Annotated in this window: 19 protein-coding genes; 6 read left to right on the plus strand and 13 right to left on the minus strand. The window is 64.3% G+C overall.

What is annotated here, in order from left to right:
- Positions 1 to 4 precede the first annotated feature (4 nt).
- The 8 genes from FXB38_RS33905 to FXB38_RS33940 form a co-directional block, all read right to left on the minus strand.
- On the minus strand, positions 5 to 1642 hold the full coding sequence (locus FXB38_RS33905) for an ABC transporter ATP-binding protein (protein WP_187435327.1): 1638 nt from the start codon (positions 1640 to 1642) through the stop codon (positions 5 to 7).
- A complete protein-coding gene (locus FXB38_RS33910) occupies positions 1642 to 2082 on the minus strand; it encodes a type II toxin-antitoxin system VapC family toxin (protein ID WP_187435328.1) in 441 nt (146 codons plus the stop codon). Before FXB38_RS33910 ends, FXB38_RS33905 begins: the two co-directional genes overlap by 1 nt.
- Complete coding sequence (locus FXB38_RS33915) at positions 2075 to 2302, minus strand: hypothetical protein (protein WP_148755293.1); 228 nt, start codon at positions 2300 to 2302, stop codon at positions 2075 to 2077. The genes FXB38_RS33910 and FXB38_RS33915 overlap by 8 nt, the downstream gene beginning before the upstream one ends.
- A 32-nt stretch (positions 2303 to 2334) precedes the next feature.
- The gene (locus FXB38_RS33920; RefSeq protein WP_148755294.1) at positions 2335 to 3513 is read right to left on the minus strand and encodes an ABC transporter permease; all 1179 of its coding nucleotides are present in this window, start codon (positions 3511 to 3513) and stop codon (positions 2335 to 2337) included.
- On the minus strand, positions 3513 to 4622 hold the full coding sequence (locus tag FXB38_RS33925) for a microcin C ABC transporter permease YejB (RefSeq protein WP_148755295.1): 1110 nt from the start codon (positions 4620 to 4622) through the stop codon (positions 3513 to 3515). The genes FXB38_RS33920 and FXB38_RS33925 overlap by 1 nt, the downstream gene beginning before the upstream one ends.
- Positions 4623 to 4624: 2 nt before the next feature.
- Positions 4625 to 6496 carry an extracellular solute-binding protein gene (locus tag FXB38_RS33930; protein ID WP_148755296.1) on the minus strand — a complete coding sequence of 624 codons (1872 nt, stop codon included), beginning with the start codon at positions 6494 to 6496 and terminating at the stop codon, positions 4625 to 4627.
- 14 nt (positions 6497 to 6510) lie between these two features.
- Positions 6511 to 8427 carry an ABC transporter substrate-binding protein gene (locus FXB38_RS33935; protein ID WP_148755297.1) on the minus strand — a complete coding sequence of 639 codons (1917 nt, stop codon included), beginning with the start codon at positions 8425 to 8427 and terminating at the stop codon, positions 6511 to 6513.
- A 210-nt stretch (positions 8428 to 8637) separates the two neighbouring features.
- Positions 8638 to 9192 carry a c-type cytochrome gene (locus FXB38_RS33940; RefSeq protein WP_148755298.1) on the minus strand — a complete coding sequence of 185 codons (555 nt, stop codon included), beginning with the start codon at positions 9190 to 9192 and terminating at the stop codon, positions 8638 to 8640.
- A 218-nt stretch (positions 9193 to 9410) separates the two neighbouring features.
- On the opposite strand from FXB38_RS33940, the gene FXB38_RS33945 reads away from it, so the two are divergent.
- Together FXB38_RS33945 and FXB38_RS33950 are read left to right on the plus strand one after the other, a co-directional pair.
- The gene (locus FXB38_RS33945; RefSeq protein ID WP_148755299.1) at positions 9411 to 10151 is read left to right on the plus strand and encodes a 3-deoxy-manno-octulosonate cytidylyltransferase; all 741 of its coding nucleotides are present in this window, start codon (positions 9411 to 9413) and stop codon (positions 10149 to 10151) included.
- 21 nt (positions 10152 to 10172) lie between these two features.
- Positions 10173 to 11033, plus strand: a complete 861-nt coding sequence (locus FXB38_RS33950; protein WP_148755300.1) for a prephenate dehydratase — start codon at positions 10173 to 10175, stop codon at positions 11031 to 11033.
- 30 nt (positions 11034 to 11063) lie between these two features.
- Here the strand turns inward: FXB38_RS33950 and FXB38_RS33955 are convergent, their stop codons facing one another.
- Positions 11064 to 12080: an LLM class flavin-dependent oxidoreductase gene (locus tag FXB38_RS33955; RefSeq protein ID WP_148755301.1), complete on the minus strand. Its 1017-nt coding sequence runs from the start codon at positions 12078 to 12080 to the stop codon at positions 11064 to 11066.
- Positions 12081 to 12481: 401 nt separating this feature from the next.
- Here FXB38_RS33955 and metF point away from each other — a divergent pair, with 401 nt between their 5' ends.
- The 3 genes from metF to FXB38_RS33970 all read left to right on the plus strand — a co-directional run bounded on the left by metF (position 12482) and on the right by FXB38_RS33970 (position 18662).
- Positions 12482 to 13399, plus strand: coding sequence for a methylenetetrahydrofolate reductase [NAD(P)H] (gene metF, locus FXB38_RS33960; RefSeq protein WP_187435329.1), 918 nt, complete (start codon positions 12482 to 12484; stop codon positions 13397 to 13399).
- Between the two features lie 6 nt (positions 13400 to 13405).
- Positions 13406 to 17257 (plus strand): methionine synthase, encoded by a 3852-nt coding sequence (metH, locus tag FXB38_RS33965; protein WP_148755303.1) that lies wholly within the window; start codon positions 13406 to 13408, stop codon positions 17255 to 17257.
- Between the two features lie 397 nt (positions 17258 to 17654).
- Positions 17655 to 18662, plus strand: a complete 1008-nt coding sequence (locus FXB38_RS33970) for a DUF3592 domain-containing protein (protein WP_148755304.1) — start codon at positions 17655 to 17657, stop codon at positions 18660 to 18662.
- A gap of 144 nt (positions 18663 to 18806) precedes the next feature.
- Here the strand turns inward: FXB38_RS33970 and FXB38_RS33975 are convergent, their stop codons facing one another.
- A complete protein-coding gene (locus FXB38_RS33975) occupies positions 18807 to 19436 on the minus strand; it encodes a glutathione S-transferase family protein (protein ID WP_148755305.1) in 630 nt (209 codons plus the stop codon).
- 156 nt (positions 19437 to 19592) lie between these two features.
- On the opposite strand from FXB38_RS33975, the gene FXB38_RS33980 reads away from it, so the two are divergent.
- Positions 19593 to 20540 (plus strand): threonine/serine dehydratase, encoded by a 948-nt coding sequence (locus FXB38_RS33980; RefSeq protein WP_148755306.1) that lies wholly within the window; start codon positions 19593 to 19595, stop codon positions 20538 to 20540.
- A gap of 129 nt (positions 20541 to 20669) precedes the next feature.
- Here the strand turns inward: FXB38_RS33980 and FXB38_RS33985 are convergent, their stop codons facing one another.
- The 3 genes from FXB38_RS33985 to glpK form a co-directional block, all read right to left on the minus strand.
- Positions 20670 to 21263, minus strand: coding sequence for a GNAT family N-acetyltransferase (locus FXB38_RS33985; protein WP_148755307.1), 594 nt, complete (start codon positions 21261 to 21263; stop codon positions 20670 to 20672).
- Positions 21264 to 21458: 195 nt separating this feature from the next.
- Complete coding sequence (locus tag FXB38_RS33990) at positions 21459 to 23906, minus strand: penicillin acylase family protein (protein WP_148755308.1); 2448 nt, start codon at positions 23904 to 23906, stop codon at positions 21459 to 21461.
- Between the two features lie 41 nt (positions 23907 to 23947).
- Positions 23948 to 25450 (minus strand): glycerol kinase GlpK, encoded by a 1503-nt coding sequence (gene glpK, locus FXB38_RS33995; protein ID WP_148755309.1) that lies wholly within the window; start codon positions 25448 to 25450, stop codon positions 23948 to 23950.
- Positions 25451 to 25523: the final 73 nt, after the last annotated feature.

A 25523-nucleotide genomic window follows, 5' to 3' on the forward strand; every position in this document is an offset into this window, starting at 1 on the left:
AGACCTACGTCGCCACCGATCCGTTGCCCGCCGTTTCAAGCCGGAACGCCGCCGCGAACAGCGCCCGCGTGTAGTCGGTTTTCGGGCTATTGAACAGCTCGGCCGCCTGGCCTTCCTCGACTACCTTGCCGCCGCGCATCACGATGAGATGGCTTGCGAGCGAGGCGACGACGCGCAGATCGTGCGAGATGAACATGTAGGTGAGATCGCGCCGGCGCTGCAATTCACGCAGCAGATCGACCATCTGCGCCTGAATCAGCATGTCGAGGGCGCTGGTCGGCTCGTCCAGCACGACGAAATCCGGCTCCAGCACCACCGCGCGCGCGATCGAGATGCGCTGGCGCTGGCCGCCGGAGAATTCATGCGGATAGCGGTAGCGGGTGTCCGGCTTCAACCCGACGTCCTCCAGCGCCTTGACGACGCGCGCCTCGCGCTCATCGCGTGACAGCTTCGGTTGATGCACAGAGAGGCCTTCGGCGATGATGTCGGCGATCGACATGCGCGGGCTGAGCGAGCCGAACGGATCCTGGAACACGATCTGCATGTCGCGCCGGAACGGCCGCATCTCCTTGAAACGCAGGCCCTGGATGTCCTTGCCCAGGAACACGATGCGTCCGTTCGATGAGATCAATCGCAGCAGCGCGAGTCCCAGCGTGGTCTTGCCCGAGCCGGATTCGCCGACAACGCCAAGCGTCTCGCCCTTGCGCACGGCAACGCTGACGCCATCGACCGCCTTGATGTGGCCGACTGTCTTGCGCATCAGGCCGCGCTTGATCGGAAACCACACCTTGAGATCATCGGCCGACATCACCACCGGCGCATCCGGCTGCGGTGGCGCCGGATCCGGCTTCGGCTCGGCCGCGAGCAGATCGCGCGTATAGGGATGTTTGGGAGTCCTGAAGACCTGCTCGACCGGCCCCTGCTCGACGATCTCGCCGCCTTTCATGACACAGACGGTGTCGGCGATGCGGCGCACGATGCCGAGATCGTGGGTGATGAAGAGCAGGCTCATGCCAAGCCGCGCGCGAATCTCGGCGAGCAGCGTCAGGATCTGCGCCTGCACGGTGACGTCGAGCGCCGTGGTCGGCTCGTCCGCGATCAGCAGGTCAGGCTCGTTGGCAAGCGCCATCGCGATCATGACGCGCTGACGCTGGCCGCCGGAGAGCTGGTGCGGATAGCTGTTCAGCCGCGTCTCCGGCTCGGGGATGCCGACCTGCGTCAGCAGCTCCAGCGTCCGCTCGCGCGCCCGCGTATTGCTGGTCGGATTGTGCAGCTGAATGATCTCGCCGATCTGCGCTTCGATCGTGTGCAGCGGATTGAGCGAGGTCATCGGCTCCTGGAAGATGATGGAAATGTCGCTGCCGCGAATTTCCCGCATCTCCCGTTCGGACCGATCGATCAACTCCTGGCCCTTGAAGCGGATGCTGCCAGAGGGATGCGAAGCGCTGGGGTAGGGCAGCAGTTTCAGGATCGAGAGCGCGCTGACCGACTTGCCGGATCCGGATTCGCCGACCAGTGCCACGCATTCGCCGCGCTTGATCTGGAACGAGACCTTGTCGACCGCAAGCGTCGTGTTGCCGCCCTGGTGGAAGGCCACCGAGAGATCGCGCACGGCAAGCAGGGGCTGGTTGATTGCGTCCACTAAGTTATTTCTCCGACCAGGCGCAACAAATTATCGCGATTGGGTAGGATCAGGGAGAAGCCGTTTGGCAGCCGGAGTCTTGCATCAGCCGACAGGATGGAGCGGCACCCGGCACGGATCGCGGTTACGACATGAATGGCGTCTGGCAATCTTGGCATGCCCGAATGTTTCCTATATTCGGCAGTTTCGACCAGGACATCTCGTGTTACCGGCTGAAGATCGAAGATGCGGCTCCAAACAATCAGATTGAGATACGTCCGCCGACGCACATCGATCGCTCCTGCCAACACTTCAGCTAACGTCAGCTCACTCGTGACGCCGATAGCGCGCCGTGTACGAAACAAATCGAACAGGCTGCGCAGAGGATCGGCTATCTCGCCACCTCCCTCAACCGCGTAGATAAAGACGTTTACATCGAGGTAGATGAGGCGTTCAGTCATCCCATTCATCTCGTTGGCGTCGAAGCTCGTTGTCGATTTCTCCGGCCGTCTTGAACGGGGGCGTCCTGGAAGCCCAAATCTCTTCCAAGGTCATGACGCTGCCCTGCAAAGCAGCTTCCTGCTCGATCGTAATGGTAACCGTTGCCGCGGGATCGACGCCTGCCCGCAAGTCCTCGGGGAGACGTGACGCCGGATAGTGCTCCTTGACGATTCTGTTCATGACCCACCTCGTCCGGAAATCATATCACACCTTCACCTGAACGTCTTGCGCGGATCGAAGGCGTCGCGCACGGCTTCGCCGATGAAGATCAGCAGCGACAGCATGATCGCGACCGAGAAGAACCCGGAGAAACCGAGCCAGGGCGCCTGCACGTTCGACTTGCCCTGCGACAGCAGCTCGCCGAGCGACGGCGAGCCGGGCGGTAGCCCGAAGCCGAGGAAGTCGAGGGCCGTCAGCGTCATCACCGAGCTCGACACGATGAACGGCAGGAACGTCATGGTCGCGACCATCGCGTTCGGCAGCAAATGCTTGAACATGATCACGGAGTTCGAAATACCGAGCGCTCGCGCCGCCTGGATGTATTCGAAATTGCGCCCGCGCAGAAATTCCGCGCGCACAAGTCCGACCAGCGACACCCAGGAAAACAGCAGCAGGATGCCAAGAAGCACGAAGAAGCCGGGCACCAGCACCGACGACAGGATCAGCAGCAGATAGAGCGACGGGATCGCAGTCCATATTTCAATGAAACGCTGGAACAACAGGTCGATCCAGCCGCCGAAATAGCCCTGCACCGCGCCGGCGGCGACGCCGATGATGGAGGAGATGATGGTCAGGCAGAGGCCGAACAGCACCGAGATGCGGAAGCCGTAGATCAGGCGCGCCACCACGTCGCGGCCCTGATCGTCGGTGCCGAGCCAGTTGTATTCGAGGTCACGGCAGCTTTTGAGGCCCTTCTTCTCGACGACAGGCTTGCATTGCGCCTCCGTCAGCATCCAGGTTGGCGGCGACGGCGCCGGCGTCGGCAGATCGAGATTGTGGGTGTCGTAGGAGTAGCGGATCAGCGGCCAGACGATGCTGCCACCCTTGTCCTTGATCAGCTTCTGCAAATAGGGATCGCGGTAGTCGGCCGCCGTTTCGAAGTCGCCGCCGAAGGTCGTCTCGGAATAGGTGACGAAGGCCGGCCAGTAGAGATGGCTGTCATATTTGACGAGGAACGGCCGATCATTGGCGATCAGCTCGGCGAACAGGGACACCACGAAAAGGATCATGAAGATCCAGAACGACCAGTAGCCGCGCCGGTTCGCCTTGAAATTATCCCAGCGCCGTCTGTTGAGCGGCGATGGCGCGAACGGCTTGCGCGTGATCGGCACTGCGATGCCGAGCGGCGACTTCGCGGTGGTCTCGATCGGGGTGGGAGCGGCCAGCGTCATCAGACTTCCCGCGCCTCGAAATCGATCCGCGGGTCGATCCACATGTAGGTTATGTCCGAGATGAGGTTGACCACGAGGCCGACGAGCGAAAAGATGAAGAGCGTGCCGAACACCACGGGGTAGTCGCGGTTAAGAACGCTTTCGAAGCTGAGCAGTCCCAGCCCGTCCAGCGAGAAGATGGTCTCGATCAGAAGCGAGCCCGAGAAGAAGGCGTGGATGAAGGTGCTGGGAAAGCCTGCGATGACAATGAGCATCGCGTTGCGGAAGACGTGGCCATAGAGCACCCGGTTCTCGCTGCAGCCCTTCGCGCGCGCGGTCATCACGTATTGCTTGCGAATTTCGTCCAGAAACGAGTTCTTGGTCAGGAACGTCATGGTGGTGAACGCGCCGAGCCCCATCGCGATCAGCGGCAGCGTCAAATGCCAGAAATAGTCGATGATCTTCCAGTACCAGGGAAATTGCGACCAGCTGTCCGACGTCAGCCCGCGCAGCGGGAACCAGTTGAAGAACGAGCCACCGGCAAACAGGATGATCAGGAGGATCGCGAACAGGAAGCCGGGGATCGCGTAGCCGAGCACCAGCACGGTCGACGTCCAGGTGTCGAAGCGCGTTCCGTCCTTGACCGCTTTGCGGATGCCGAGCGGAATCGAGATCAAATAGGTCAGGAACGTCAGCCAGATGCCGAGCGAGATCGAGACCGGCAGCTTTTCCTTGACCAGCTGGAGCACGCTGACATCGCGGAAATAGCTGTTGCCGAAATCGAAGCGGGCGAAATTCCAAACCATCAGCGCGAAGCGTTCCGGTGCCGGCTTGTCGAAGCCGAATTGCTTCTCCAGCTTCTTGATGAAGTCGGGGTCGAGGCCCTGCGCGCCGCGATACTTCGAGTTGATGGCATCGCCTCCGGCGCCCAGCTGTCCGGGCGCGCGTTGCGCAAAGTCGCCACCGCCCGAGATGCGCGAAGTGCCGCCGGTGTCGGCGCCCGAAAGCTGCGCGATCACGCGCTCGACCGGGCCGCCCGGCGCGAACTGCACGACAATGAAAGACACGAAGAGAATCCCGAGCAAAGTCGGGATCATCAGCAGGATGCGGCGGGCGATATAGGCGCTCATGATTATTTCGCCTGCTCGAGCTTGGCTGCCTTGGCGCGGTCGGACCACCAATTCTCAGGTGCACCGACGCCTTGCGCATATTTCGGCGGTTTGTCGGGATGGCTGAACTGGTCCCAATAGGCCACGCGATGGAAGTTCGCATACCATTGCGGCACCCAATAGCGCCCGGCCCGGAACACGCGGTCGAACGCCCGGCAGGCCGTCGTCAGCTCCGCCCGGGTCTGGGCGGCAATGATCTTCTCGATCAGCGCGTCGATGATCGGGTCGGAGATGCCGGCGAGATTGTACGAGCCCTTGGTCTTGGCAGCTTGCGAGGAGAAGAACGCCCGCATGGCGTCTCCGGGCGTCGCCGACATCGAGAAGCGTTCGATCGTCATGTCGAAATCGAAATCCTCGAGCCGCGCGCGGTACTGCACGGCATCGACCAGGCGGAACGTGGCGTCGATGCCGAGCGTCGCGAGGTTCTTCAAGTAAGGCCCGTGATGCGGCTGGATCGACTGCTCGTCGTTCAGGAACTCGATCGTGAAGGGCTCGCCATTGGGCAGCACCCGCTTGCGGTCTTTGATGACGTAGCCGGCGTCGTTGAGCAGCTCGCCCGCCCTGCGCAGCAGAGCGCGATCCTGGCCGGAGCCGTCGGACACCGGCGGCACGAAGGGCTGCCCGAATACGTCGTCGGGCACCTTGCCACGGAAGGGCTCCAGCAGTGCGAGCTCTTCCGGCGAAGGCGGGCCGGACACCATCATGTCGGAGTTCTGGAACGGCGAGTGAGTGCGCGCGTAGGCGCCGTACATGATCGACTTGTTGGTCCACTCGAAATCGAAGGCGTAGATCAGCGCCTCCCGCACCCGCGGATCGCTGAATTTGTTGCGACGAAGATTGATGAACCAGCCCTGTGCGCCCGACGGGGTCTCGTCCGGCAGCTGCTCGCGCTTGACGCGACCGTCCTTCACCGCCGGAAAATCATAACGGGTGGCCCAGATGCGCGCCGTGAGCTCCTCGCGAAACAGATAGTTCTTGCCGGTGAAGCCTTCGAAGGCGACGTCGCGGTCGCGGTAGAATTCGTAGCGCACCGTGTCGAAATTGTAGCTGCCGCGGCAGACCGGCAGGTCGGCGCCCCACCAGTCCTTGACGCGCTCGTATTCGATGTAGCGGTTGACCTCGAACCTGCCGACCTTGTACGGGCCGGAACCCACCGGCGTATCGAGCGTCGATTCATCGAAAGCGCGCGTGGCGTAATAGGCTTTCGAGAAGATCGGAAGGCTCGCAACATAGAGCGGCACGTCGCGCGCGCGGCTCGGCGCGAAGCTCACGGCCACGGTGGCGTCGTCCAGTGCCTCGGCCTTCACGAAATCGCGGAGCTGCACGACGATCAGCGGATGGCCCTTCTCCTTCAGCGTATTGAGCGAGAACGCGACGTCATGCGCGGTGAGCCTGGCACCGTCGTGGAAGCGGGCCTCGGGGCGCATCGTGAAGGTGTAGGTCAGCTTGTCGGGCGAGATCCGCACCGATTTCGCCGCAAGCCCGTACATCGCGTCGGGCTCATCATTGGCGCGTGCCATCAACGGCGCGAAGGTCATGTCCATGCCCTGCGCACCCTCACCCTTCAGGATGTAGGCGTTGAGCGAAGAGAACGTGAAATAGGACTGATTGTAGGCCCGCACCGACGGGATCAGCGAGAACGCGCCGCCCTTCGGCGCATCGACATTGACGTAGCCGAAATGGTGGAAGTCGGCGGGATACTTGAGGTCGCCAAACGCCGAGATGCCGTGAGCTTCGGCGGGCCCCTCGGACGCCGCCGCGTTGCGGAGTGCGGCAGCGCTGAATGCGCCGCCGACACCGAGGACCAGCACATGCCGGCGTGAAAGCTGCGCCATGCGGGAAATGTCCTTCACGACTTCTTTGCGATCCGCGCCGCCTTGTCTGCGTCGTACCACCAGACGAATGGGAAGCCGGACTGGCCGTATTTGGGCAATTCCGCCGGCCGACCGAAGCGATCCCAGCGCGCCGTGCGCACCTTCGTATAGGTCCACTGCGGCACGACGTAGTGGTTCCACAGCAGCACACGGTCCAGCGCCTTCGTGGCGGCGACGAGATCATCGCGATCCCTGGAGTAGATCAGCCGCTCGATCAGCTTGTCGATCGCCGGATTCTTGATGCCGGCGATATTGCGCGAGCCGGCGATGTCGGCCGTCTTCGACGACCAGAACTCGCGCTGCTCGTTGCCCGGCGACTGCGACTCGCCCCAGGAGTTGGTGACGATGTCGAAATCCCACTCGCGCGTCCTGTTCTCGTATTGGGTCGGGTCGACCGTCCGCACGCTGACGGCAATGCCGAGCCGTTCCAGCGACGGCTTGTAGAACAGGGTAACCCGCTCGAAGCTCGGATCTGAGTTCATCAATTCAAGAGAGAACTGGGTGCCGCTCTTGACGTCGATCAGCTTGCGGTCGCGCACCTCGTAGCCGGCCTCCTTGAACAAGCGCAGCGCTTCGCGGAGATTGTCGCGCACCGCTTCCGGACTGCCGCCGACCGGATTGGTGTAGGGCGTCGTGAAGACTTCGGGCGGAACGTGGGCGCGAACCGTCTCGAGGATTTCGAGCTCTTTCCCCTCTGGCAATCCCGTCGCCATGAGCTCGTCGAGGCCGTCAAAATAGCTGCTGATGCGCTTGTACTGACCGTAGAAGAGCTGCTTGTTCATCTCCTCGAAGTCGAAGGCGAAGTTGAGCGCACGGCGAACGCGGGGATCGCTGAACTTGGCGCGGCGCAGGTTCGGCACGAAGGCCTGCATCACGCCCGAGCTGCGATTGGCGAACTCCTCAAGGATCACGCGCTTTTCGCTCACGGCCGGGAATTCGTAGGCGGTCGCCCAGTTCTTGGCGCTGTTCTCGGTGCGCCAATCGACCTGATCGGCCTTGAAAGCCTCGATCGCGACAGTGGCATCGCGGAAATACTCGTAGCGCAGCTCGTCGAAATTGTTACGGCCCACATTGGCGGCGAGGTCGCGGCCCCAATAGTCCTTGACGCGCTCCAGCGCGATCGACCGTCCGGCAACGAATTCCTTGACCTTGTAAGGGCCGGAGCCCAGGGGCACTTCAAGCGTGGTCGCTGAGACATCGCGCTTGCGGCCTTGCGCGTCCGTTCCCTCCCACCAATGCTTGGGCAGGACCGTGAGTTGCCCGACGATCTGCGGCAGTTCGCGGTTGCCCGGTGCATCGAATACGAATTTCACGTCGCGCTCACCGACCTTCTCAGCCTTCGCCACATGGCTGTAATAGGCCGAGTACATCGGGTGGTGCTTCTTGAAGGAATCGAGCGAGAAGATCACGTCCTCGACGGTGACCGGCTTGCCATCATGCCATTTGGCCTGTGGCCGCAAACGATAGGTGACGAAGGAGAAATCGTCCGGATGGCTCACGGCTTCGGCCAGCGCGCCGTATTCGGTCGAGACCTCGTCGAGCGCGGGGGTCGTGAGGGATTCGTAGATGAAGGCAATGGCACCAGAGACCTGCCCCTTCACACCTGATACGACGATATTGAAATTGTCGAAGGTACCGACGGCGATCTGGCGCGCGAAGCCGCCTTTGGGCGCGTCCGGATTGACGTAGTCGAACCGCTTGAAGTCGGCCGGATACTTGACCTTCCCGAACAGTGACAGCGCATGGCGCCAGGGCAGGCCATTCGAAGATAGCTCACCCGCCGATTGCGCCTCGGCCGCGCCGATGACGGAAACGCCGGCTGCGGAACCGAGGGCGGGAAGCGCGGCGACTGCGGCGCCGGAGAGCAAGAGATCGCGTCGGGTAATGGCCAAATCAACATCCCTGTCTTGAAGGAGGTTACCCCTTTAAGTGCTCAATATAGGCGAGGTTTCGACCGAATATGTTGCTTTTTCCTCATCTTGGAAGCCCCGCCGGGCGGTTCGCTGCGGCGAAACGCCCCGATAACAACGCCGCGAGGCCAGATATGGAAACGGCCAGGCTTTTCAGCCTGGCCGTACATCTGAGATCGAGACCGAAGAGCCTTATTTCGCCGCGGTCGGGAGCGGCTTCGGGCTGTCGGAGAGGCTGTTCAGATAGGCGATGACGTCGGCGCGCTCGCTGTCCTTCGGAATGCCGGCAAAACCCATCGCGGTGCCGGGGATGTCGCCCTTCGGATTGGCGATGAACTTGTTCAGCTCGTCGATGGTCCAGGTGCCGCCCTTGGCCTTCATCGCAGCCGAGAAGTTGAAGCCGTTGCGGCCTTCGCCGCGGTGGTCGCCAACGATGCCGTAAAGGTTCGGACCGACCCGGTTGGGACCGCCCTTCTCGAAAGTGTGGCAGGCGGCGCACTTCTTGGCGGCGGAGGCGCCCTTCTCGACGGAGGCGGTCTGGAGCAGCTTTTCGATCGGCTCGGACGGGGCTGCGGCCGCGGCGGCGCCACCCTTGTCGCCGGCTTCTTCCTTCACGGCGATCTCGAAGCCCGGCTTTTCCGGCATTTTTGGCGAGAACAGCGCCTGCGCGGTGAAGCTGGTCACCAGCAAAACGAGACAGGTGCCGAGCACGGCACCGAGGATCTTGTTCAGTTCGAAAGAGTCCATTTCCGGCTAGGCCCCACACCGCAAGAAGGAAATAGCAGCCGGGCGGCCGCCAGGACGAGCCTCGGAGAATCAAACGTTCCTTATTGTTTCCCCGAGTTTTGCCATTCAGATATCGGTTTGCCCGGGGTCTGGCAACCCGTATAAGCGACCCGGCTTCCAGCCCATCCCCACCCCATTTCCCGATGCGGAAAACGTCCCGCTTCCAGGCCCTTGAACCAATGACCGATCCCCGCATCCTGGTGCTGATCCCGGCCCGCATGGCCGCCACCCGCCTGCCCGGCAAGCCGCTCGCCGATATCGCAGGCTTGCCGATGATCGTGCATGTGATGCGGCGCGCCGAGGCCGCCGGCATCGGCCGTGTCGCGGTGGCAACCGATACGGCGGAGATCGCCGCGGTCGTGACCGCCCATGGCGGCGAAGCGGTGATGACCCGCGCGGAGCATCCGTCCGGGTCCGACCGCATCCACGAAGCCATGCAGAAGCTCGATCCTGACGGCAAGGCCGAGATCGTGGTCAATCTCCAGGGCGATTTCCCGACGATCACGATCGATAATATCCGCGAGGTGCTGCCGCCGCTGGAAGACCCGGCCGTGGACATCGCCACGCTGGCTTCGCAGATCCACACCGACGAGGAGGATCTCGCGCCGAGCGTCGTGAAGGCGATCGGAACCCCGCTCGGGGGTAAGCGGATGCGCGCACTTTATTTCACCCGCGCCACCGCGCCGACCGGCGACGGACCGCGCTACCACCATATCGGCCTCTACGCCTATCGCCGCGCCGCGCTCGAGCGCTACGTTTCGCTGCCGCCGTCGCCGCTGGAGCTGCAGGAGAAGCTCGAGCAGCTGCGGGCGCTGGAGGCCGGGATGCGCATCGACTTCACCATCGTCGACACCGTGCCGCGCGGGGTCGACACGCCGGCGGACCTCGAGACCGCCCGCGGCATCCTTTCCAAATCCTGAGCCGCTGCTACAAGGCCCGTCATGAGCAAGCTGAAAATCGCATTCCAGGGCGAGCCTGGCGCCAATTCCCATATCGCCATTGTCGAGGCCTATCCCGACGCCGAGCCGATGCCCTGCGCCACTTTCGAGGACGCGCTGTCGGCGATCTCCTCGGGCGAAGCCGATCTCGGGATGATCCCGATCGAGAATTCGGTTGCCGGCCGCGTCGCCGACATCCATCATCTGCTTCCGGCCTCAGGCCTCTTCATCATCGGCGAATGGTTCCTGCCGGTCCGGCATCAATTGATGGCGGTGAAGGGCACGAAGCTGTCCGACATCAAATCCGTCGAGAGCCATGTGCATGCGCTCGGCCAGTGCCGCCGCATCATCCGCAAGCTCGGCATCAAGGGCATCGTGCACGCCGACACCGCCGGCAGCGCCCGCGACATTTCCGAGCGCAAGGACAAGACCGTCGCCGCGATCGCTTCGCGCCTGGCCGCGCAGATCTACGGCCTCGACATCCTCGCTGAGGACATCGAGGACGAGGCCCACAACACCACGCGCTTCGTGGTGCTGGCGCGCGAGCCGAAATGGGCGCCACAAGGCTCTGGCCCGCTGGTCACCACTTTTGTATTTCGCGTGCGCAACCTCCCCGCCGCGCTCTACAAGGCGCTCGGCGGCTTTGCCACCAACGGCGTCAACATGACCAAGCTCGAGAGCTACATGGTCGACGGCAATTTCTTCGCCACGCAGTTTTATGCTGATGTCGACGGCCACCCTGAAGACAAAAGCCTTGCGTTTGCGATCGAGGAGCTAAAATTCTTCTCGCGCGAATTCCGCATCGTCGGCGTGTATCCCGGCCATCCGTTTCGGGCGACGTTCAGCGAGACGCAGCAGGATTAGGTCTCGGACGCGTGAAGCGCGAGCCGGGACTTACGCTGCCTGCTTCGCCAGCCCGAATGCCTCCGCGAGCAGCGAATACGACCTCTTGCGCGCTTCGTGGTCGTACACGGCCGTGATCACCATCAACTCGTCCGGCTTGCTCGAATCCATCAGCGGCTGAAGCTTCTTCTGCACCGTCACCGGATTGCCGACGAACAGGCGCGAGCGGTTGCGCGTGATCGAGACGCGCTCGGAATCCGTATAGGGGTAGGCCAGCGCTTCCTCGACGCTTGGCAGCGGCAGATATTGACCGCGGTCGCGGCGCAGGCGGTTGAGGTCAAAAGACGTGGCGAGCTTTTCGGCCTCTTCGTCGGTATCCGCCGTGATGACAGCGACCGCAAGGATCGCATGCGGGGTCGCTCGCCAGGCCGAGGGCTGGAAGCGGTTGCGATAGTGCACCATCGCATCGATCGCATCGTGAGACGCGAAATGATGCGCGAAGGCGAAGCCCATACCGACTTGCGCGGCAAGCTCCGACGAATAATCGCTGGAGCCGAGCAACCAGATCGGCGGCAGCGGACTGTCATCAGGCATGGCGACGACGTTGTGGTAGGGATGGCCCGAGGGGAATTCGCGGGTCTCCCACAGGATCAATTCGTGAAGCCGCTCCAGGAAATCGTCGCCCTCGCGACGGTCGAGCCGGCTTCGCAGGGCATAGGCCGTAGCGCCATCAGTGCCGGGAGCGCGGCCGAGGCCGAGGTCGATGCGGCCGGGAAACAATGCCTCCAGCATCTTGAAGCGCTCCGCCACCACCAGCGGCGCATGGTTGGGCAGCATCACGCCGCCGGAGCCGACTCGGATGTGTTTCGTCACCGCCGCGATCTGCCCGATCATCACGTCGGGCGCCGGGCTCGCAACCGAGGCGAGGTTATGGTGCTCGGCGAGCCAGTAGCGGACATAACCGAGTCCGTCGACATGGCGCGCCAGGTCGATGCTGTTGCGCAGCGCCGCAGCGGGCTTTGTGCCTGATGTGACGACGGAGAGGTCGAGGACTGAGAGCGGGATCATGGCGCGCTAACGTAGTGGAGGGCCGCTCGGCGGCAATGGGCGAACAGCGCAGGTCTGGCGTGTGCGGACGGAGAGGCCGCACGGGCGGCAAGAGCGGGACGTTGGGACAGATGCAACAGACGTAATACGGAATTCATTCTGCCCACCTCTCACGGATCGACTTTATCTGTGACTAAGATAGAGCTACATTACTGATATTATTGTATAATATATCTCTTAAGGCCATTTCCCACTCCGATCCTCCCTATCGCGATATTCGACATGATCTTACCAAAAGTGGGCCATTTCCCATCTCCGATGGGCTGTCGAGAAACCTGCCTTTGCCCTATCTTAGCCCCTCCAAAGTGAGACCCGACCGCCGCCGCCAGATCGCTGGCGAGTGGCCTGGAGTGAGTGGTGCCATGACCGATTTGACGACGCCTGCCGGGCAAGACGGGCACCTCGCCACAAGGCGGCCTGCGATCTCCTTCGAGTTCTTTCCGCCCAAGACCGAAGATATGGAGCGGAATCTCTGGGAGACCATCAACCGGCTGGCCCCGCTCGACCCGAAATTCGTCTCGGTGACCTACGGCGCCGGCGGCTCGACCCGCGAACGCACCCACGCGACCATCTCCCGCATCCTGAAAGAGACTGCGCTGCTGCCGGCTGCGCACCTGACTTGCGTTGGCGCCTCGCGCGGCGAGATCGACGAGATCGTCGACCGCTATCACGAGGTCGGCGTCCGCCACATCGTCGGGCTGCGCGGCGATCCCGCCGGCGGCATCGGCACGCCCTACTCCGCCCATCCCGACGGCTATCAGAGTTCGGACGCGCTCGTTGCGGGGATCAAGAAGCGGCACGCCGACATCGAAGTGTCGGTCTCGGCCTACCCCGAGAAGCATCCCGAGGCGCGCGACTTCGATGCCGATATCGACACGCTGAAGGCCAAGGTCGACGCCGGTGCGACGCGCGCGATTACGCAGGTGTTCTTCGATAACGACCTCTACTTCCGCTATCTCGACCGCGTCCGCGCCCGCGGCATCAACATCCCGATCGTGCCGGGCATCATGCCCATGCACAATTTCAAGCAGGCGAGAGCCTTCGTCACCCGCGCCGGCACCACCGTGCCGGACTGGTTCGCCGCGAAATTCGAGGGCCTCGACGACGACGCCGAGACCCGCAAGCTGGTGGCCGCAACCGTCGCGGCCGGCCAGGTGCAGAAGCTCGCCAAGCACGGCGTCGACACCTTCCATTTCTACACCATGAACCGCGCCGATCTCGTGTTCGCGATCAGCCATTTGCTCGGCATTCGCGCCAAGAGCGCGCAGAAGGCGGCCTAAGACACCATGACCGTATCCACCTCGCCCAAGCGAACCGCCCTCATCAATGCCGCGCGCGAGCGCATCCTCGTGCTCGACGGCGCCATGGGCACGATGATCCAGAACCTCCAGTTCGACGAGGCCGCGTTTCGCGGCGAGCGTTTCAAGAATTTCCATCGCGACCTGCGCGGTAACAACGATCTCTTGATCCTGACCCAGCCGCAGGCGATCGAGGATATCCACGCCGCCTACTTGCGCGCCGGCGCCGACATCGTTGCGACCAACACCTTCTCGACCACCTCGATCGCGCAGGCCGATTACGACCTCACCGACATCGTCTACGAGATGGCGCGCGAAGGCGCCCGCCTCGCCGGCAACGCCGCCAAGCTTGTCGCCGCCGAAGACGGCAAGCCGCGCTTCGTCGCCGGCGCCATTGGACCGACCAACCGCACCGCCTCGATCTCGCCTGACGTCGCCAATCCCGGCTACCGCGCCGTCACCTTCGATGATCTGCGCAAATCCTATGGCGAGCAGATCAGCGGCCTGATCGATGGCGGCGTCGATCTGCTGCTGGTCGAGACCATTTTTGATACGCTGAACGCCAAGGCCGCGCTCTATGCGATCGCCGAGATCACCGAACAGCTCGGGATCGACATGCCGGTGATGGTGTCGGGCACCATCACCGACAAATCCGGCCGCCTGCTCTCGGGCCAGTTGCCGGAAGCATTCTGGAATTCGGTGCGGCACGCCAAGCCCGTCACCATCGGTTTCAACTGCGCGCTCGGCGCCGAAGACCTCCGCGCGCATATCGCCGATATCGGCCGCGTCGCCGATACGCTGGTCTGCGCTTATCCCAATGCCGGCCTACCCAACGAGTTCGGCCAGTATGACGAGACGCCGGAGTACATGGCCCGCCTGGTCGGCGAGTTCGCTGCGTCCGGCCTCGTCAACATCGTCGGCGGCTGCTGCGGCACCACGCCGGACCATATCGCCGCGATCGCCGCGGCCGTCGCGCCGCACAAGCCGCGCATCGTGCCGGAGATCGAACCGCGCTTGCGGCTCTCCGGCCTCGAGCCCTTCATTCTGACCGACGCGATTCCCTTCGTGAACATCGGCGAGCGCACCAACGTCACCGGCTCGGCGCGCTTCCGCAAGCTCGTCACCGCCGGCGACTACACCGCGGCACTTCAGGTCGCGCGCGACCAGGTCGAGAATGGCGCGCAGATCATCGACGTCAACATGGACGAAGGGCTGCTGGATTCGGAAGCCGCGATGGTGACCTTCCTCAACCTCGTCGCCGCCGAGCCCGACATTGCCCGCGTTCCGGTGATGGTCGACTCCTCGAAATTCTCGGTGATCGAGGCCGGCCTGAAATGCGTGCAGGGCAAGCCGGTCGTCAACTCGATCTCGATGAAGGAAGGCGAGGACAAGTTCATCCACGAAGCCAGGATCGCCCGCCGTCACGGCGCGGCCGTCGTGGTGATGGCATTCGACGAAGTCGGCCAGGCCGACACGTTCGCGCGCAAGACCGAGATCTGCAAGCGTGCCTACGACATCTTGGTGAACCGCGTCGGCTTCGCGCCGGAAGACATCATCTTCGATCCGAATATCTTTGCGATCGCGACCGGCATCGAGGAGCACAACAATTACGGCGTCGACTTCATCGAGGCGACGCGCTGGATCCGCAAGAACCTGCCGGGCGCGCACATCTCGGGTGGCGTCTCCAATCTGTCGTTCTCGTTCCGCGGCAACGAGCCGGTGCGCGAGGCCATGCACTCGGTGTTCCTGTATCACGCCATCAAGGCCGGCATGGACATGGGCATCGTCAATGCCGGACAGATGATCGTCTACGACGACATCGATCCCGAGCTGCGCCAGACCTGCGAGGACGTCGTCCTCAATCGCGACGCGGGCGCATCCGAGCGCCTGCTGGCGCTCGCGGAAAAATTCCGCGGCAAGAAGACGGAGAGCAAGGAAGCCGATCTCGCCTGGCGCGAATGGCCGGTGGAGAAGCGGCTGTCGCATTCGCTGGTGCACGGCATCACCGAGTTCATCGAGCAGGACACCGAGGAAGCCCGCAAGGCCTCCAGGCGGCCGCTCGACGTGATCGAGGGCCCGCTGATGGCCGGCATGAACGTGGTCGGCGACCTCTTTGGCGACGGCAAGATGTTCCTGCCGCAGGTGGTGAAGTCGGCGCGCGTGATGAAGCAGGCGGTGGCCTGGCTGATGCCGTTCATGGAGGAGGAGAAGGCGCGCAACCTCGCCAACGGCATCGGCACCGAAGGCTCGAGCTCGGCCGGCAAGATCGTGCTCGCGACCGTGAAGGGCGACGTGCACGACATCGGCAAGAACATCGTCGGCATCGTGCTCCAGTGCAACAACTACGAGGTCATCGACCTCGGCGTGATGGTGCCGGCGGCCAAGATCGTCGAGACGGTGAAAGCGGAGAAGGCCGACATCGTCGGCTTGTCCGGCCTGATCACGCCCTCGCTCGACGAGATGGCGTTCTTCGCCGGCGAATTGCAGCGCGAAGGATTGAAGCTGCCGCTGCTGATCGGCGGCGCGACCACGAGCCGCGTGCACACGGCAGTGAAGATCGACCCGAGCTATCGCGCCGGTCCCGTCGTCCACGTCAACGACGCCAGCCGCGCGGTCGGCGTTGCGTCCTCGCTGCTGAGCCCTGAGAAGCGCGAGGCCTATGCCGCCGAGGTGCGCGCCGAATACGCAAAGATCTCGGACGCGTATTTCCGCGCGCAGGCCGACAAGAAGCGGCTGAAGCTGGACGTGGCCCGCAAGAACCGCGTGCCGGTCGACTTCGCCGCGAACAAGCCGGTGAAGCCGACCTTCCTCGGCACCAGGAGCTTTGACGACTACGATCTGGCCGAGCTCGTGCCCTATATCGACTGGACGCCGTTCTTCCAGACCTGGGAGCTCGCCGGCCGCTTCCCCGCGATTCTCAACGATGCCAAGGTCGGCGAAGTCGCGCGCTCGCTCTACGATGACGCGCGGAAAATGCTCGACCTGATCGTTAAGGAGAAATGGTTCCGCGCCCGCGCGACCGTTGGCTTCTGGCCGGCGAACGCGCAAGGCGACGACATCGTGCTCTATGCCGACGACAGCCGCACCAAAGCAATCGCGACGCTGCACACGCTTCGCCAGCAGCTCGAGAAGCGCGAGGGCCGCTTCAACGCGGCGCTGTCCGACTTCATCGCGCCCGCGGGCGTGCCCGACTATGTCGGCGGCTTCGTCGTCACCGCCGGCATCGGCGAGGATGCGGTCGCCGACCGCTTCAAGATGGCCAATGACGACTACTCCTCGATCCTGTGCAAGGCGTTGGCGGACCGCCTGGCCGAGGCTTTTGCCGAGCGCATGCATGCCCGCGTGCGCCGCGAGTTCTGGGCCTATGCGCCGGACGAGGCGCTCTCGACCGACGATCTGATCCTGGAAAAATATCAGGGCATCCGCCCCGCGCCCGGCTATCCGGCGCAGCCCGATCACACCGAGAAGGCGACGCTGTTCGAGCTGCTCGACGCGGAAGCCACCGCCGGCGTGAAGCTGACCGAGAGCTTTGCGATGTGGCCGGGCTCGTCCGTGTCCGGGCTCTATTTCGCGAACCCCGAGAGCTATTATTTCGGCGTCGGCAAGATCGAGCGCGACCAGGTCGAGGACTACGCCGCGCGCAAGGGCATGTCGGTCACCGAGACCGAGCGCTGGCTGGCGCCGGTGCTGAACTACATCCCGCCGCGCGAGGACGCCGACAAGGCCTTTGCCGCGACGCCCGCGAACGACGAGACGTCAAGGGACCTCGCCTCGCATCCGCCCGGCTGCACCTGCGCGGTGCATCTGGTCTGGCAGAAGAAGCGCGTGGGGGCTGGGTAGGCCTCCCCGCACTCAAAAGCGAAAAACAACCCCATGCACAGTAGGGATGGGGTTGAAGGGCTTGAGAGATTTTCGGTCTTGCCGAAATCGCTTGCTCCGTCGGGCAAAACACCTGTATCAAGGCAGGATCGCAGATCTCGCTTGCCGAGCGGCAGAGGCTCTCCACCCCGATCTCGTCATTGCGAGCGCAGCGAAGCAATCCAGGGTGCCGCCGCGGAGAGATTCTGGATTGCTTCGCTGCGCTCGCAATGACGGAGTGCGGGCGAGGAGCGCCGCCCTTCCAACTCACATTTCACACAGCTGCGCACTTTCACGGCGTTTCCCCCACAGCGCGGTGAACGCAACGCGCGTTCGCCGCGACCAATGGCGGTCGCCGTCGGGGAGCCAAGGAAATCAAATGCTGGATGCCCAACACTTGATGTGGACGCAGATTGCCGCCGCCGTCTCAGTGCTGCTGTTTGGACTGATGCTGTTCAGCCTGGTCCGCACGTGGCGGCTGTTGCAGGCCGCGCGGGGCTGGGACAAGGTCGAGGGCATCATCACGGTCTCCCGGGTCGATCAGCCGGCGACGCACGCCTCGGACGATCGGAACGATGCCAGGCCCATCATCCGCTATCGCTATCAGGCCGGCGGCCAGGAGCTGGAAAGCGACAAGATCTTTGTCGGCGGGCCCACCATCACGACAAGGGTGCTCGCCGCAAAGCTGGCGGGACGATATCCGGTCGGGGCGCATGTCGATGTCTACGTCGATCCGAAGCAACCGACCGAAACCCTACTGGAGCCCGCCGAAGCGCAGAACGTCGCGGCGCTGGTGGCGTTCGCGATCGTGCTCGGCTTCATTGCCGCGACCCTGACCGCGCATTCGCTTGCAGGTCGTGTGCTCTACGCCGACAAGGGCGTTCCGCTGTTCGCGTTCGCGTTGCCGATCATCGTGCTCGTGGGCGGCGTGTTCCTCGTCGCCGAATATGTCAGGACCCGCCGGCTCGCAAGCGCCAGCCTGCGCTGGCCGACCACAGCTGGCAGGATCACCCGTTGCGACGTGATCGAGGAGATCATCGAGGAGAAGACCGATCACGACGATAAGCCGACGACCACCGAGCTCCGACATCGCTATCAGGTCGCCCTGCGCTACGCCTACAGGGTCGGCAAGCGCGACTTCATCGGCACCGAAGTCGATTGGGGCGGCACCATGATCTCCGGGTTTCGCGAGGTCGCGGAAAAGGCCGCGGCGCGATATCATCCCGGGCAGAATGTCAAAGTTTATTACGATCCGGACCAGCCGGGACAGGCCGTGCTGGAGCCTGCGAGCCGGGAAGGCGCGCTGGGGCCGCTGATCGGCGCCGCGGTCTGTGCGATCGTCGGCGGCTCCTTTCTGACCATTTTGATCAAGGTGGGATTCGCGTAGCGGACCTTGGTGTCATTCCGGGGCGCGCGGAGCGCGAGCTATGATGCGCAATTGCGCATCTGAGAATCTATTGTGCAGCAAGTGTCGCCGATGAATGGATTCCGGGCTCGCGCCAAGCGGCGCGCCCCGGAATGACGGGGCCCCTCACCCCTTCGGCGGCGCCAGCGGCTGCAATATCTCCTGGAACGGCGCCAGCGCCTCGCAGCGATCGGCATGTGCGCTCAACGCCGGATAGCGCGCCGTGTCGAACAGTTGCGGATGCGCCTCGCGGGTGAAGCGTGTGACGCAGGCGACTGCGATGTCGGCATGGCCGATGCGGCCACCCAGCCAGTACAGCGTCGTCACCTTGGCGCGCTCGGCTTCCAGCACGCCGAGCACGTCGCCGATCTGCGCCTGGCAGCGCTCGACCCATAGCGCGAGCTGCTCCTTCCGCAGCACGCGTTCGTAGAGCAGGCTGACCGCCTTGTCGCCGAGGCCGGTCGCGAGCGCGCAAATCCGCAGATGCCGGCGCCGCTCGACGCCGCTTCGCGGCAGCATCGCCTTCTCGGGCCCGACGAGCTCGTCGAGATAGTCCAGAATGATCGTGCTCTCGATCAGCGCTTCGCCGTCATCGAGCACCAGGGTCGGCACGCGGCGCAACGGATTGTACGGCGCTATTCTGTCGGCATCGCCGAAGGTCGACCACGGCTTGTGCTCGAACCCGAGCCCGTAAAGCCGCAGCGCAATTGCGACGCGGCGGACGAAGGGGGAATCATATTGGCCGATCAGGAACATGGTTCTCGCTCTTCTCTGGCGGTAGATGAGGCAGGGCCGATCAGTTTCCACGACAACATCGCAACCGCGCAAGGACAATCCTGGACATGGAGCATTGCGCCTGACGCAACGGCGCTCGCGACAGCGTCGTCCGGATGCGCTATCAAGGACCGCATCATGACAGTGACATCAGACATCACCCGGGAGCGGATCGCGGCGACGGAAGCCGTTATCCGCCCGCACATCCGGCGCACGCCACTGCTCGCAGCCGACCTCGCCGATTTCGGCCTGCCGGCCGCGCCCGTCATTTTCAAGCTCGAGCTGCTGCAGCATTCCGGATCGTTCAAGGCGCGAGGGGCGTTCGCCAATCTGCTGCTGCGGCAGGTGCCGCAAGCCGGTGTCGTCGCCGCATCCGGCGGCAATCATGGCGCCGCCGTCGCCTATGCAGCGCAGCGGCTCAAAATTCCCGCCACGATTTTCGTGCCCGACATCACCTCGCCCGCCAAGGCCGAGCGGATCAAGGGTTATGGCGCCGAGCTCGTGATCGCGGGCAACCGCTACGCCGATGCGCTTGCGGCCAGCGAAGCGCATGTCGCGCGGACCGGCGCCATGGCCGTTCATGCCTACGATCAGATCGAAACCCTGCTCGGCCAGGGCAGTGTCGGACTGGAGCTGGAGCAGGACGCGCCCGGCATCGACACGCTGCTGGTGGCGGTCGGCGGCGGCGGGCTGATCGGCGGCATCGCGGCATGGACCGCCGGCCGGACCCGCATCATTGCCGTCGAGCCGGAGCTCTCACCGACCCTCCACGCCGCCTTCGCGGCAGGAGCCCCGGTCGACGCGCCGGCCAGCGGCCTCGCCGCCGACAGCCTCGCGCCGCGCCGTGTCGGAGAATTGATGTTTCCGATCGCGCGCGCCCATGTCGAGCGCGTCGTCCTCGTCAGCGACGATTCGATCCGGCAGGCCCAGGCCGCGCTATGGTCGCGCCTGCGCCTGGTCGCCGAGCCCGGCGGCGCGGCGGCGTTTGCCGCATTGCTCTCCGGCCGTTATCGGCCGTCGGTAGGCGAACGTATCGCGGTACTTGTCTGCGGCGCCAACACGACGGCGGTGAACTTTGACAATTAGCGGAGGAACGGCGACGCTCACGCCTCGTCATTGCGAGCGCAGCGAAGCAATCCAGAATCTTTCCGCGGAGCCAAAACTGGATTGCTTCGCTGCGCTCGCAATGACGGAAGGAGCCGCGCCCCACACTCGCTACTCGATGATCGGAACGTGCTTCGCCGCATCGCGCGACAGCGTGCCGTCGAGGCGCGGATCATCCGCCACCTCGATCTGGCGGCGGAACGGGATGAAGCTTGAGCGCTGATAGAACGCGACTGCCGACGGATGATCGAAGGTGCAGGTGTGCACCCAGACGCGACGCACATCGCCAGACCACGCGCGCTCAAGCGCGCGGTTCATCAGGAATCGGGCGGCGCCGGTGCCGATCAGGCCTGCGGTGACGCCGAAATAGACCAGCTCGCACTGGCCGGGGTGGCGGAAATCCAATTCGAGCAGGCCTTCATCGCGGCCGCCCACGACCAGTGCGTAGATTTCGATGCCCGGCGCGTGGATGATTGCGGCGAGCTCGGCGTCGGTCATGCGCGCCCGCGAAAACCACAGCCACTCCTCGCCGACGCGGCGATAGAGATCGCGGTACCAATCAAGCGGGGCCGCATCGACCTTGCGCATGATCCACGCGCCGGGTGGATCGTTCCGGTGCGGAGGACGGGCGGTCATCTCCAGATGGGCGACGATTGCGGCGATCTTGCCGGCGGGGATGTCGGAATAGCCGTCGGGGAGGATCATGGCGGTTTCCTGTGGAGCAATCATGCGACCGTGACGGGACTGCGCTCCCTCTCCCCGTTCTTACGGGGAGAGGGTTGGGGTGAGGGGCCTCTCTCCGCGAGCTCTGTCTGTCGATAGACCTGTACCCCCTCACCCGGAACGCATCTCTCGATGCGTTCCGACCTCTCCCCGCAAGCGGGGAGAGGTGAAGGCCCCTCACCTTGGCGTCAGCGTGATCGCTTCCGCGGTGGCGGCTTCCACCGCCGAGAGGCTGTAGAGCAACGGCACGTATTGGCCGGTGGCCCAGAGCGGGGCGAGGTCGCGGTAGTGGCCGCTGAAGGGATCGCCGGACTGGCCGGGCGTGTTGATGGTGCGGCTCGCATCCCAATTGCCGACATCGAGCACCATGCGGAACGAGGCGCCCGCGGTGAGCTGATAATCCGAGCGGCGATAAGTGGCGGCGCGCGGCACGTTGGCGGCGCCGCCATAGGCGAGCGGGCCGACCGATAGTTGCGCCGCCGTGGCCTTGTCGGCGAGCGGCATCAGCGCGTGATCGAATTTGGCGACATGGAGCCGGCCCCAGCGCCAGGTGGAGGCATCAGGACCGAGCTTGCTGGCGACATCGGCCACGGCCGTACCCAGGCTGTCGCGCAAAATCTGGTCGCGCGCGGCTGCGGGATCGGCGCCGAACGACGCATCCGGCGATTCCAGCGCGGCGACGAGCGCCGGAATGCTGGAGGCCTCGGGCGCGATCAGGTCCGCCGCCTTGGGCGCCGTGGTTTTCAGCAGCCTGGGGCCGAGATGATTGGCGATCCAAACCTCGAACACGGCCGCCGCGGCGCTGTCGGCGGAATCGCGCGCGTCCCACGGCTTGAGCAGATCGAGACCCTGCTTCACGTTGACATCATCAGACGACAACGGCTGCAGCAGCTTGACCAGCCGGCGTCCCAGCATGGCGGTGTCATCGTTCTGCAGATCCATGGCGTCGGCGAGCGTCACCTTGCTGTTGGCCGCGAGCACGTCGGTGATGCGCTGCCAGCGCGCGCTGTCGGACCATTCGAAGCCGACCCTGCGCTCGTTGACGGGATAATCGGGCGGCAGGTTCATGTGGTTCGCCGTGGCGAAAAAGCCCTGCTTGGGCTGATACGATTTCGGCAGCTCGTCGAGCGACAAGAATCCCTGCCATTCATAACGGCCATCGCCGGGCACCGGCATGAGGCCGTCGAAGTTGAGGCGGCGCGGCGTCTTGCCGGCGGCGACCCAGCCGATATTGCCCTTGGTGTCGGCATAGACCTGGTTTTCCGACGGCGCGCCCCAGCGCCGCATGGCGCCGAGGAAACCGTTCCAGTCCTTTGCGGTCATGTAGTCCGACGAGCCGAAGTAAGCCGAGGTGCCGGGCTCGAACCAGATCGAGCGCACGGCGAAGGCGCGCTTGTTGGCGTCGTCGACGAAGATCACGGGGCCGTGGCGGGTGAACTTCAGCTCGAGATCGCGATCGGCCTCGCCCTTGACCTGCTGCTTCTCGTGGACGATGCGCATGTCCTCCCAGCCATTGCCGTAGCGATACTGGTTGGGATTTTGCGGATTGAGCTCGTAGACGTAGAGGTCTTCCTGGTCGACGTTGAAGATGGTGAGGCCGAAGGCGATGGTGCCATTGTGGCCGATCGAGATGCCGGGCAGCGCCGGCTCGCCGGCGCCGATCACGGAGATGCCGGGCGCATTGAGCCCGACGATGTAGCGGAGCGAGGGCACGCTGTGCTCGCGATGCGGATCGTTGGCGAGGATCGGACGGCCCGTCGCGGTGCGCGAAGCCGCGATCACCCAGTTGTTGGAGCCGATGGTGTCGCGCTGCTGATCGGCTTGAGTGAGGTATTTGTCGGGATCGTGCGCGAGCGCGGCCTTCTGGTCCTTTGGCGCGGCAAAGGCCACCGGGCGGGTCGCGAGATCGTAGGCCGCGAGCACGGCCTTCGGCACGCTGCAGGGGTCGAGCCCATCGGGGATTTTCGTGGTCCAGGCCGGTTCGAGCTTGACGCGAAACCGATCGGCATCGAGGCCGGCGGCGCACGCGACCAGCGAGCGCTTCACTTCGGAGGCGACGTTGCGGGTCAGGCCGTGGCTGCGGATGCGGACGACGTCATCGGCGACCCAAAGATCCGGCATGGTGCCGGCGATCCTGAACTCGGTCGGCAGCGGACGTTTTCCCGCGCGCACGTCGGCGACATAGGCGTTGACGCCGGCAACGAAGGCGTCCGCATAGGTCTTTGCCTTGGGGCCGTAGGCCGCCCACTCCGCATTCATGTCGCCGCGATAGAGAAACAGCCGCAGTGCCTTGTCCTGCTCGGCATAGACCTGGCCGAAATCCCTGGCGAGCAGGCCCAGGCCGCGCTTGCGCCAAAGATCGATCTGCCAGAGCCGGTCGCGCGCGGCGTTGAAGCCCTGCAGAAAGAACAGGTCGTGCTCGTTGCCGGCATAGATGTGCGGAATGCCCCAGACGTCGACCAGGATCCGGGCGGGGGCGTTGAGACCGGCGACGTCGGATTTGGTTTGCCGCGCGCTGCCGAGCGGGTTCGGCTTGTCGCGCGCGAGGGCTGGCGAGGCGAGCAGCGCGGTGCAGATCGCAGCGCCGCAGAGCTTTTGGATGACCCGGTTGAGATCCGTGTTCATTGTCTTCTCCCGTTGTTGTTGATTGGGGCGCAACGCGCCCGCTATTCCCCCTCGTCGCTCGCCAGCACGCCCTTCACCGCGCGGGCCCAGCCGGCGAGCTTTCGATCGCGCGTGGCCTGGCTCATGTTCGGCTTGAAGCGGTGCTCGAGCCGCCAATTGTCGGCGAATTTGGTCGGCTCGGGATAGACGCCGGCCTGGAGCCCGGCGAGATAGGCCGCACCCAGCGCGGTGGTCTCCTGGATCACGGGGCGATCGACCGGCGCGTCCAGGAGATCGGCGAGACGCTGCATGGTCCAGTCCGACGCGGTCATGCCGCCATCGACGCGCAGCACGACGCTCGCGATTTCCGAGCTCGGCCAGTCCGCGCGCATCGCGGCCCAGAGATCGAAGGTCTGGTAGCAGACGCTTTCGAGTGCGGCGTGGGCAAGCTCGGCCGGGCCGGTGTTGCGGGTGAGGCCGAACAGGGCGCCGCGGACGCGCGGATTCCAGTAGGGCGCGCCCATGCCGACGAAGGCCGGGACCAGATAGACGCTCTGCATGGAGTCGGATTGATCGGCGAGCGGTCCGGTTTCGGCGGCGTGCTTGATGATGCCGAGGCCGTCGCGCAGCCACTGCACGGCGGAGCCTGCAACGAAGATCGAGCCTTCGAGCGCGTAGGTGCGTTTGCCGCCGAGCTGGTAGGCGATGGTGGTGAGCAGCTTGTTCTTCGAGACGATAGGCGTGGTGCCGGTGTTGAGCAGGGCGAAACAACCGGTGCCGTAGGTCGACTTCATCATCCCCGGACGAAAGCAGGCTTGCCCGATGGTCGCGGCCTGCTGGTCGCCGGCGATGCCGGAGATCGCGATCGCGCCGCCGAACAGGTCCGGCGTGCTCTCGCCGAAATGGGCAGAGGAGTCCTTCACCTCGGGCAGCATCGAGCGCGGCACGCCGATGATATCGAGCAGCTCGTCGTCCCACTGTCCGGTGTGGATGTTGAACAGCAGCGTGCGCGAGGCATTGGTGGCATCGGTGGCGTGGACCTTGCCGCCGGTGAGGCGCCACAGCAGGTAGCAATCGACGGTGCCGAACATCAGCTCGCCGCGGGCGGCGCGTCCCCGCGCACCGGGCACGTGGTCCAGGATCCAGGCGACCTTGGTGCCGGAGAAATAGGGATCGATAATCAGGCCGGTCTTCTGCGAGATCGTGGGCTCGCAGCCCTCGTGCTTGAGCTTCGCGCAGATGTCGGCGGTGCGGCGGTCCTGCCAGACGATGGCGCGGTGCACGGCTTGTCCCGTGGCGCGGTCCCACACCACCGTGGTCTCGCGCTGGTTGGTGATGCCGATCGCGGCGATGTCCTTCGCCGTGATGCCCGCCTTCTCGATTGCGTCGCGGCAGACCGTCACGGTCGAGGTCCAGATGTCCTCCGGCTCGTGCTCGACCCAGCCTGAGGCCGGAAAATGCTGCGGAAACTCGGCTTGCGCACGCGAAGCAATCGAGATGTCGCTGCGAAACACGATCGCGCGCGAGGAGGTTGTGCCCTGGTCGATGGCGAGGACGAAAGACATGGAAGCTTACCCTGGCGTTCTCTTGGCGTAGTCTTGGCGTTCCCCTGAGGGGGATCATTGTGTCGCGCCAAAA

Source organism: Bradyrhizobium cytisi (assembly GCF_008123515.1).
GTDB lineage: Bacteria > Pseudomonadota > Alphaproteobacteria > Rhizobiales > Xanthobacteraceae > Bradyrhizobium > Bradyrhizobium cytisi.

Coding starts and splice junctions, on each gene's coding strand:
- FXB38_RS33910 (WP_187435328.1), bottom strand. CDS start 2,082: ATGACTGAACGCCTCATCTACCTCGATGTAAACGTCTTTATCTACGCG.
- FXB38_RS33915 (WP_148755293.1), bottom strand. CDS start 2,302: ATGAACAGAATCGTCAAGGAGCACTATCCGGCGTCACGTCTCCCCGAG.
- FXB38_RS33920 (WP_148755294.1), bottom strand. CDS start 3,513: ATGACGCTGGCCGCTCCCACCCCGATCGAGACCACCGCGAAGTCGCCG.
- FXB38_RS33925 (WP_148755295.1), bottom strand. CDS start 4,622: ATGAGCGCCTATATCGCCCGCCGCATCCTGCTGATGATCCCGACTTTG.
- FXB38_RS33930 (WP_148755296.1), bottom strand. CDS start 6,496: ATGGCGCAGCTTTCACGCCGGCATGTGCTGGTCCTCGGTGTCGGCGGC.
- FXB38_RS33940 (WP_148755298.1), bottom strand. CDS start 9,192: ATGGACTCTTTCGAACTGAACAAGATCCTCGGTGCCGTGCTCGGCACC.
- FXB38_RS33945 (WP_148755299.1), top strand. CDS start 9,411: ATGACCGATCCCCGCATCCTGGTGCTGATCCCGGCCCGCATGGCCGCC.
- FXB38_RS33950 (WP_148755300.1), top strand. CDS start 10,173: ATGAGCAAGCTGAAAATCGCATTCCAGGGCGAGCCTGGCGCCAATTCC.
- FXB38_RS33955 (WP_148755301.1), bottom strand. CDS start 12,080: ATGATCCCGCTCTCAGTCCTCGACCTCTCCGTCGTCACATCAGGCACA.
- metF (WP_187435329.1), top strand. CDS start 12,482: ATGACCGATTTGACGACGCCTGCCGGGCAAGACGGGCACCTCGCCACA.
- metH (WP_148755303.1), top strand. CDS start 13,406: ATGACCGTATCCACCTCGCCCAAGCGAACCGCCCTCATCAATGCCGCG.
- FXB38_RS33970 (WP_148755304.1), top strand. CDS start 17,655: ATGCTGGATGCCCAACACTTGATGTGGACGCAGATTGCCGCCGCCGTC.
- FXB38_RS33975 (WP_148755305.1), bottom strand. CDS start 19,436: ATGTTCCTGATCGGCCAATATGATTCCCCCTTCGTCCGCCGCGTCGCA.
- FXB38_RS33980 (WP_148755306.1), top strand. CDS start 19,593: ATGACAGTGACATCAGACATCACCCGGGAGCGGATCGCGGCGACGGAA.
- FXB38_RS33985 (WP_148755307.1), bottom strand. CDS start 21,263: ATGATCCTCCCCGACGGCTATTCCGACATCCCCGCCGGCAAGATCGCC.
- FXB38_RS33990 (WP_148755308.1), bottom strand. CDS start 23,906: ATGAACACGGATCTCAACCGGGTCATCCAAAAGCTCTGCGGCGCTGCG.
- glpK (WP_148755309.1), bottom strand. CDS start 25,450: ATGTCTTTCGTCCTCGCCATCGACCAGGGCACAACCTCCTCGCGCGCG.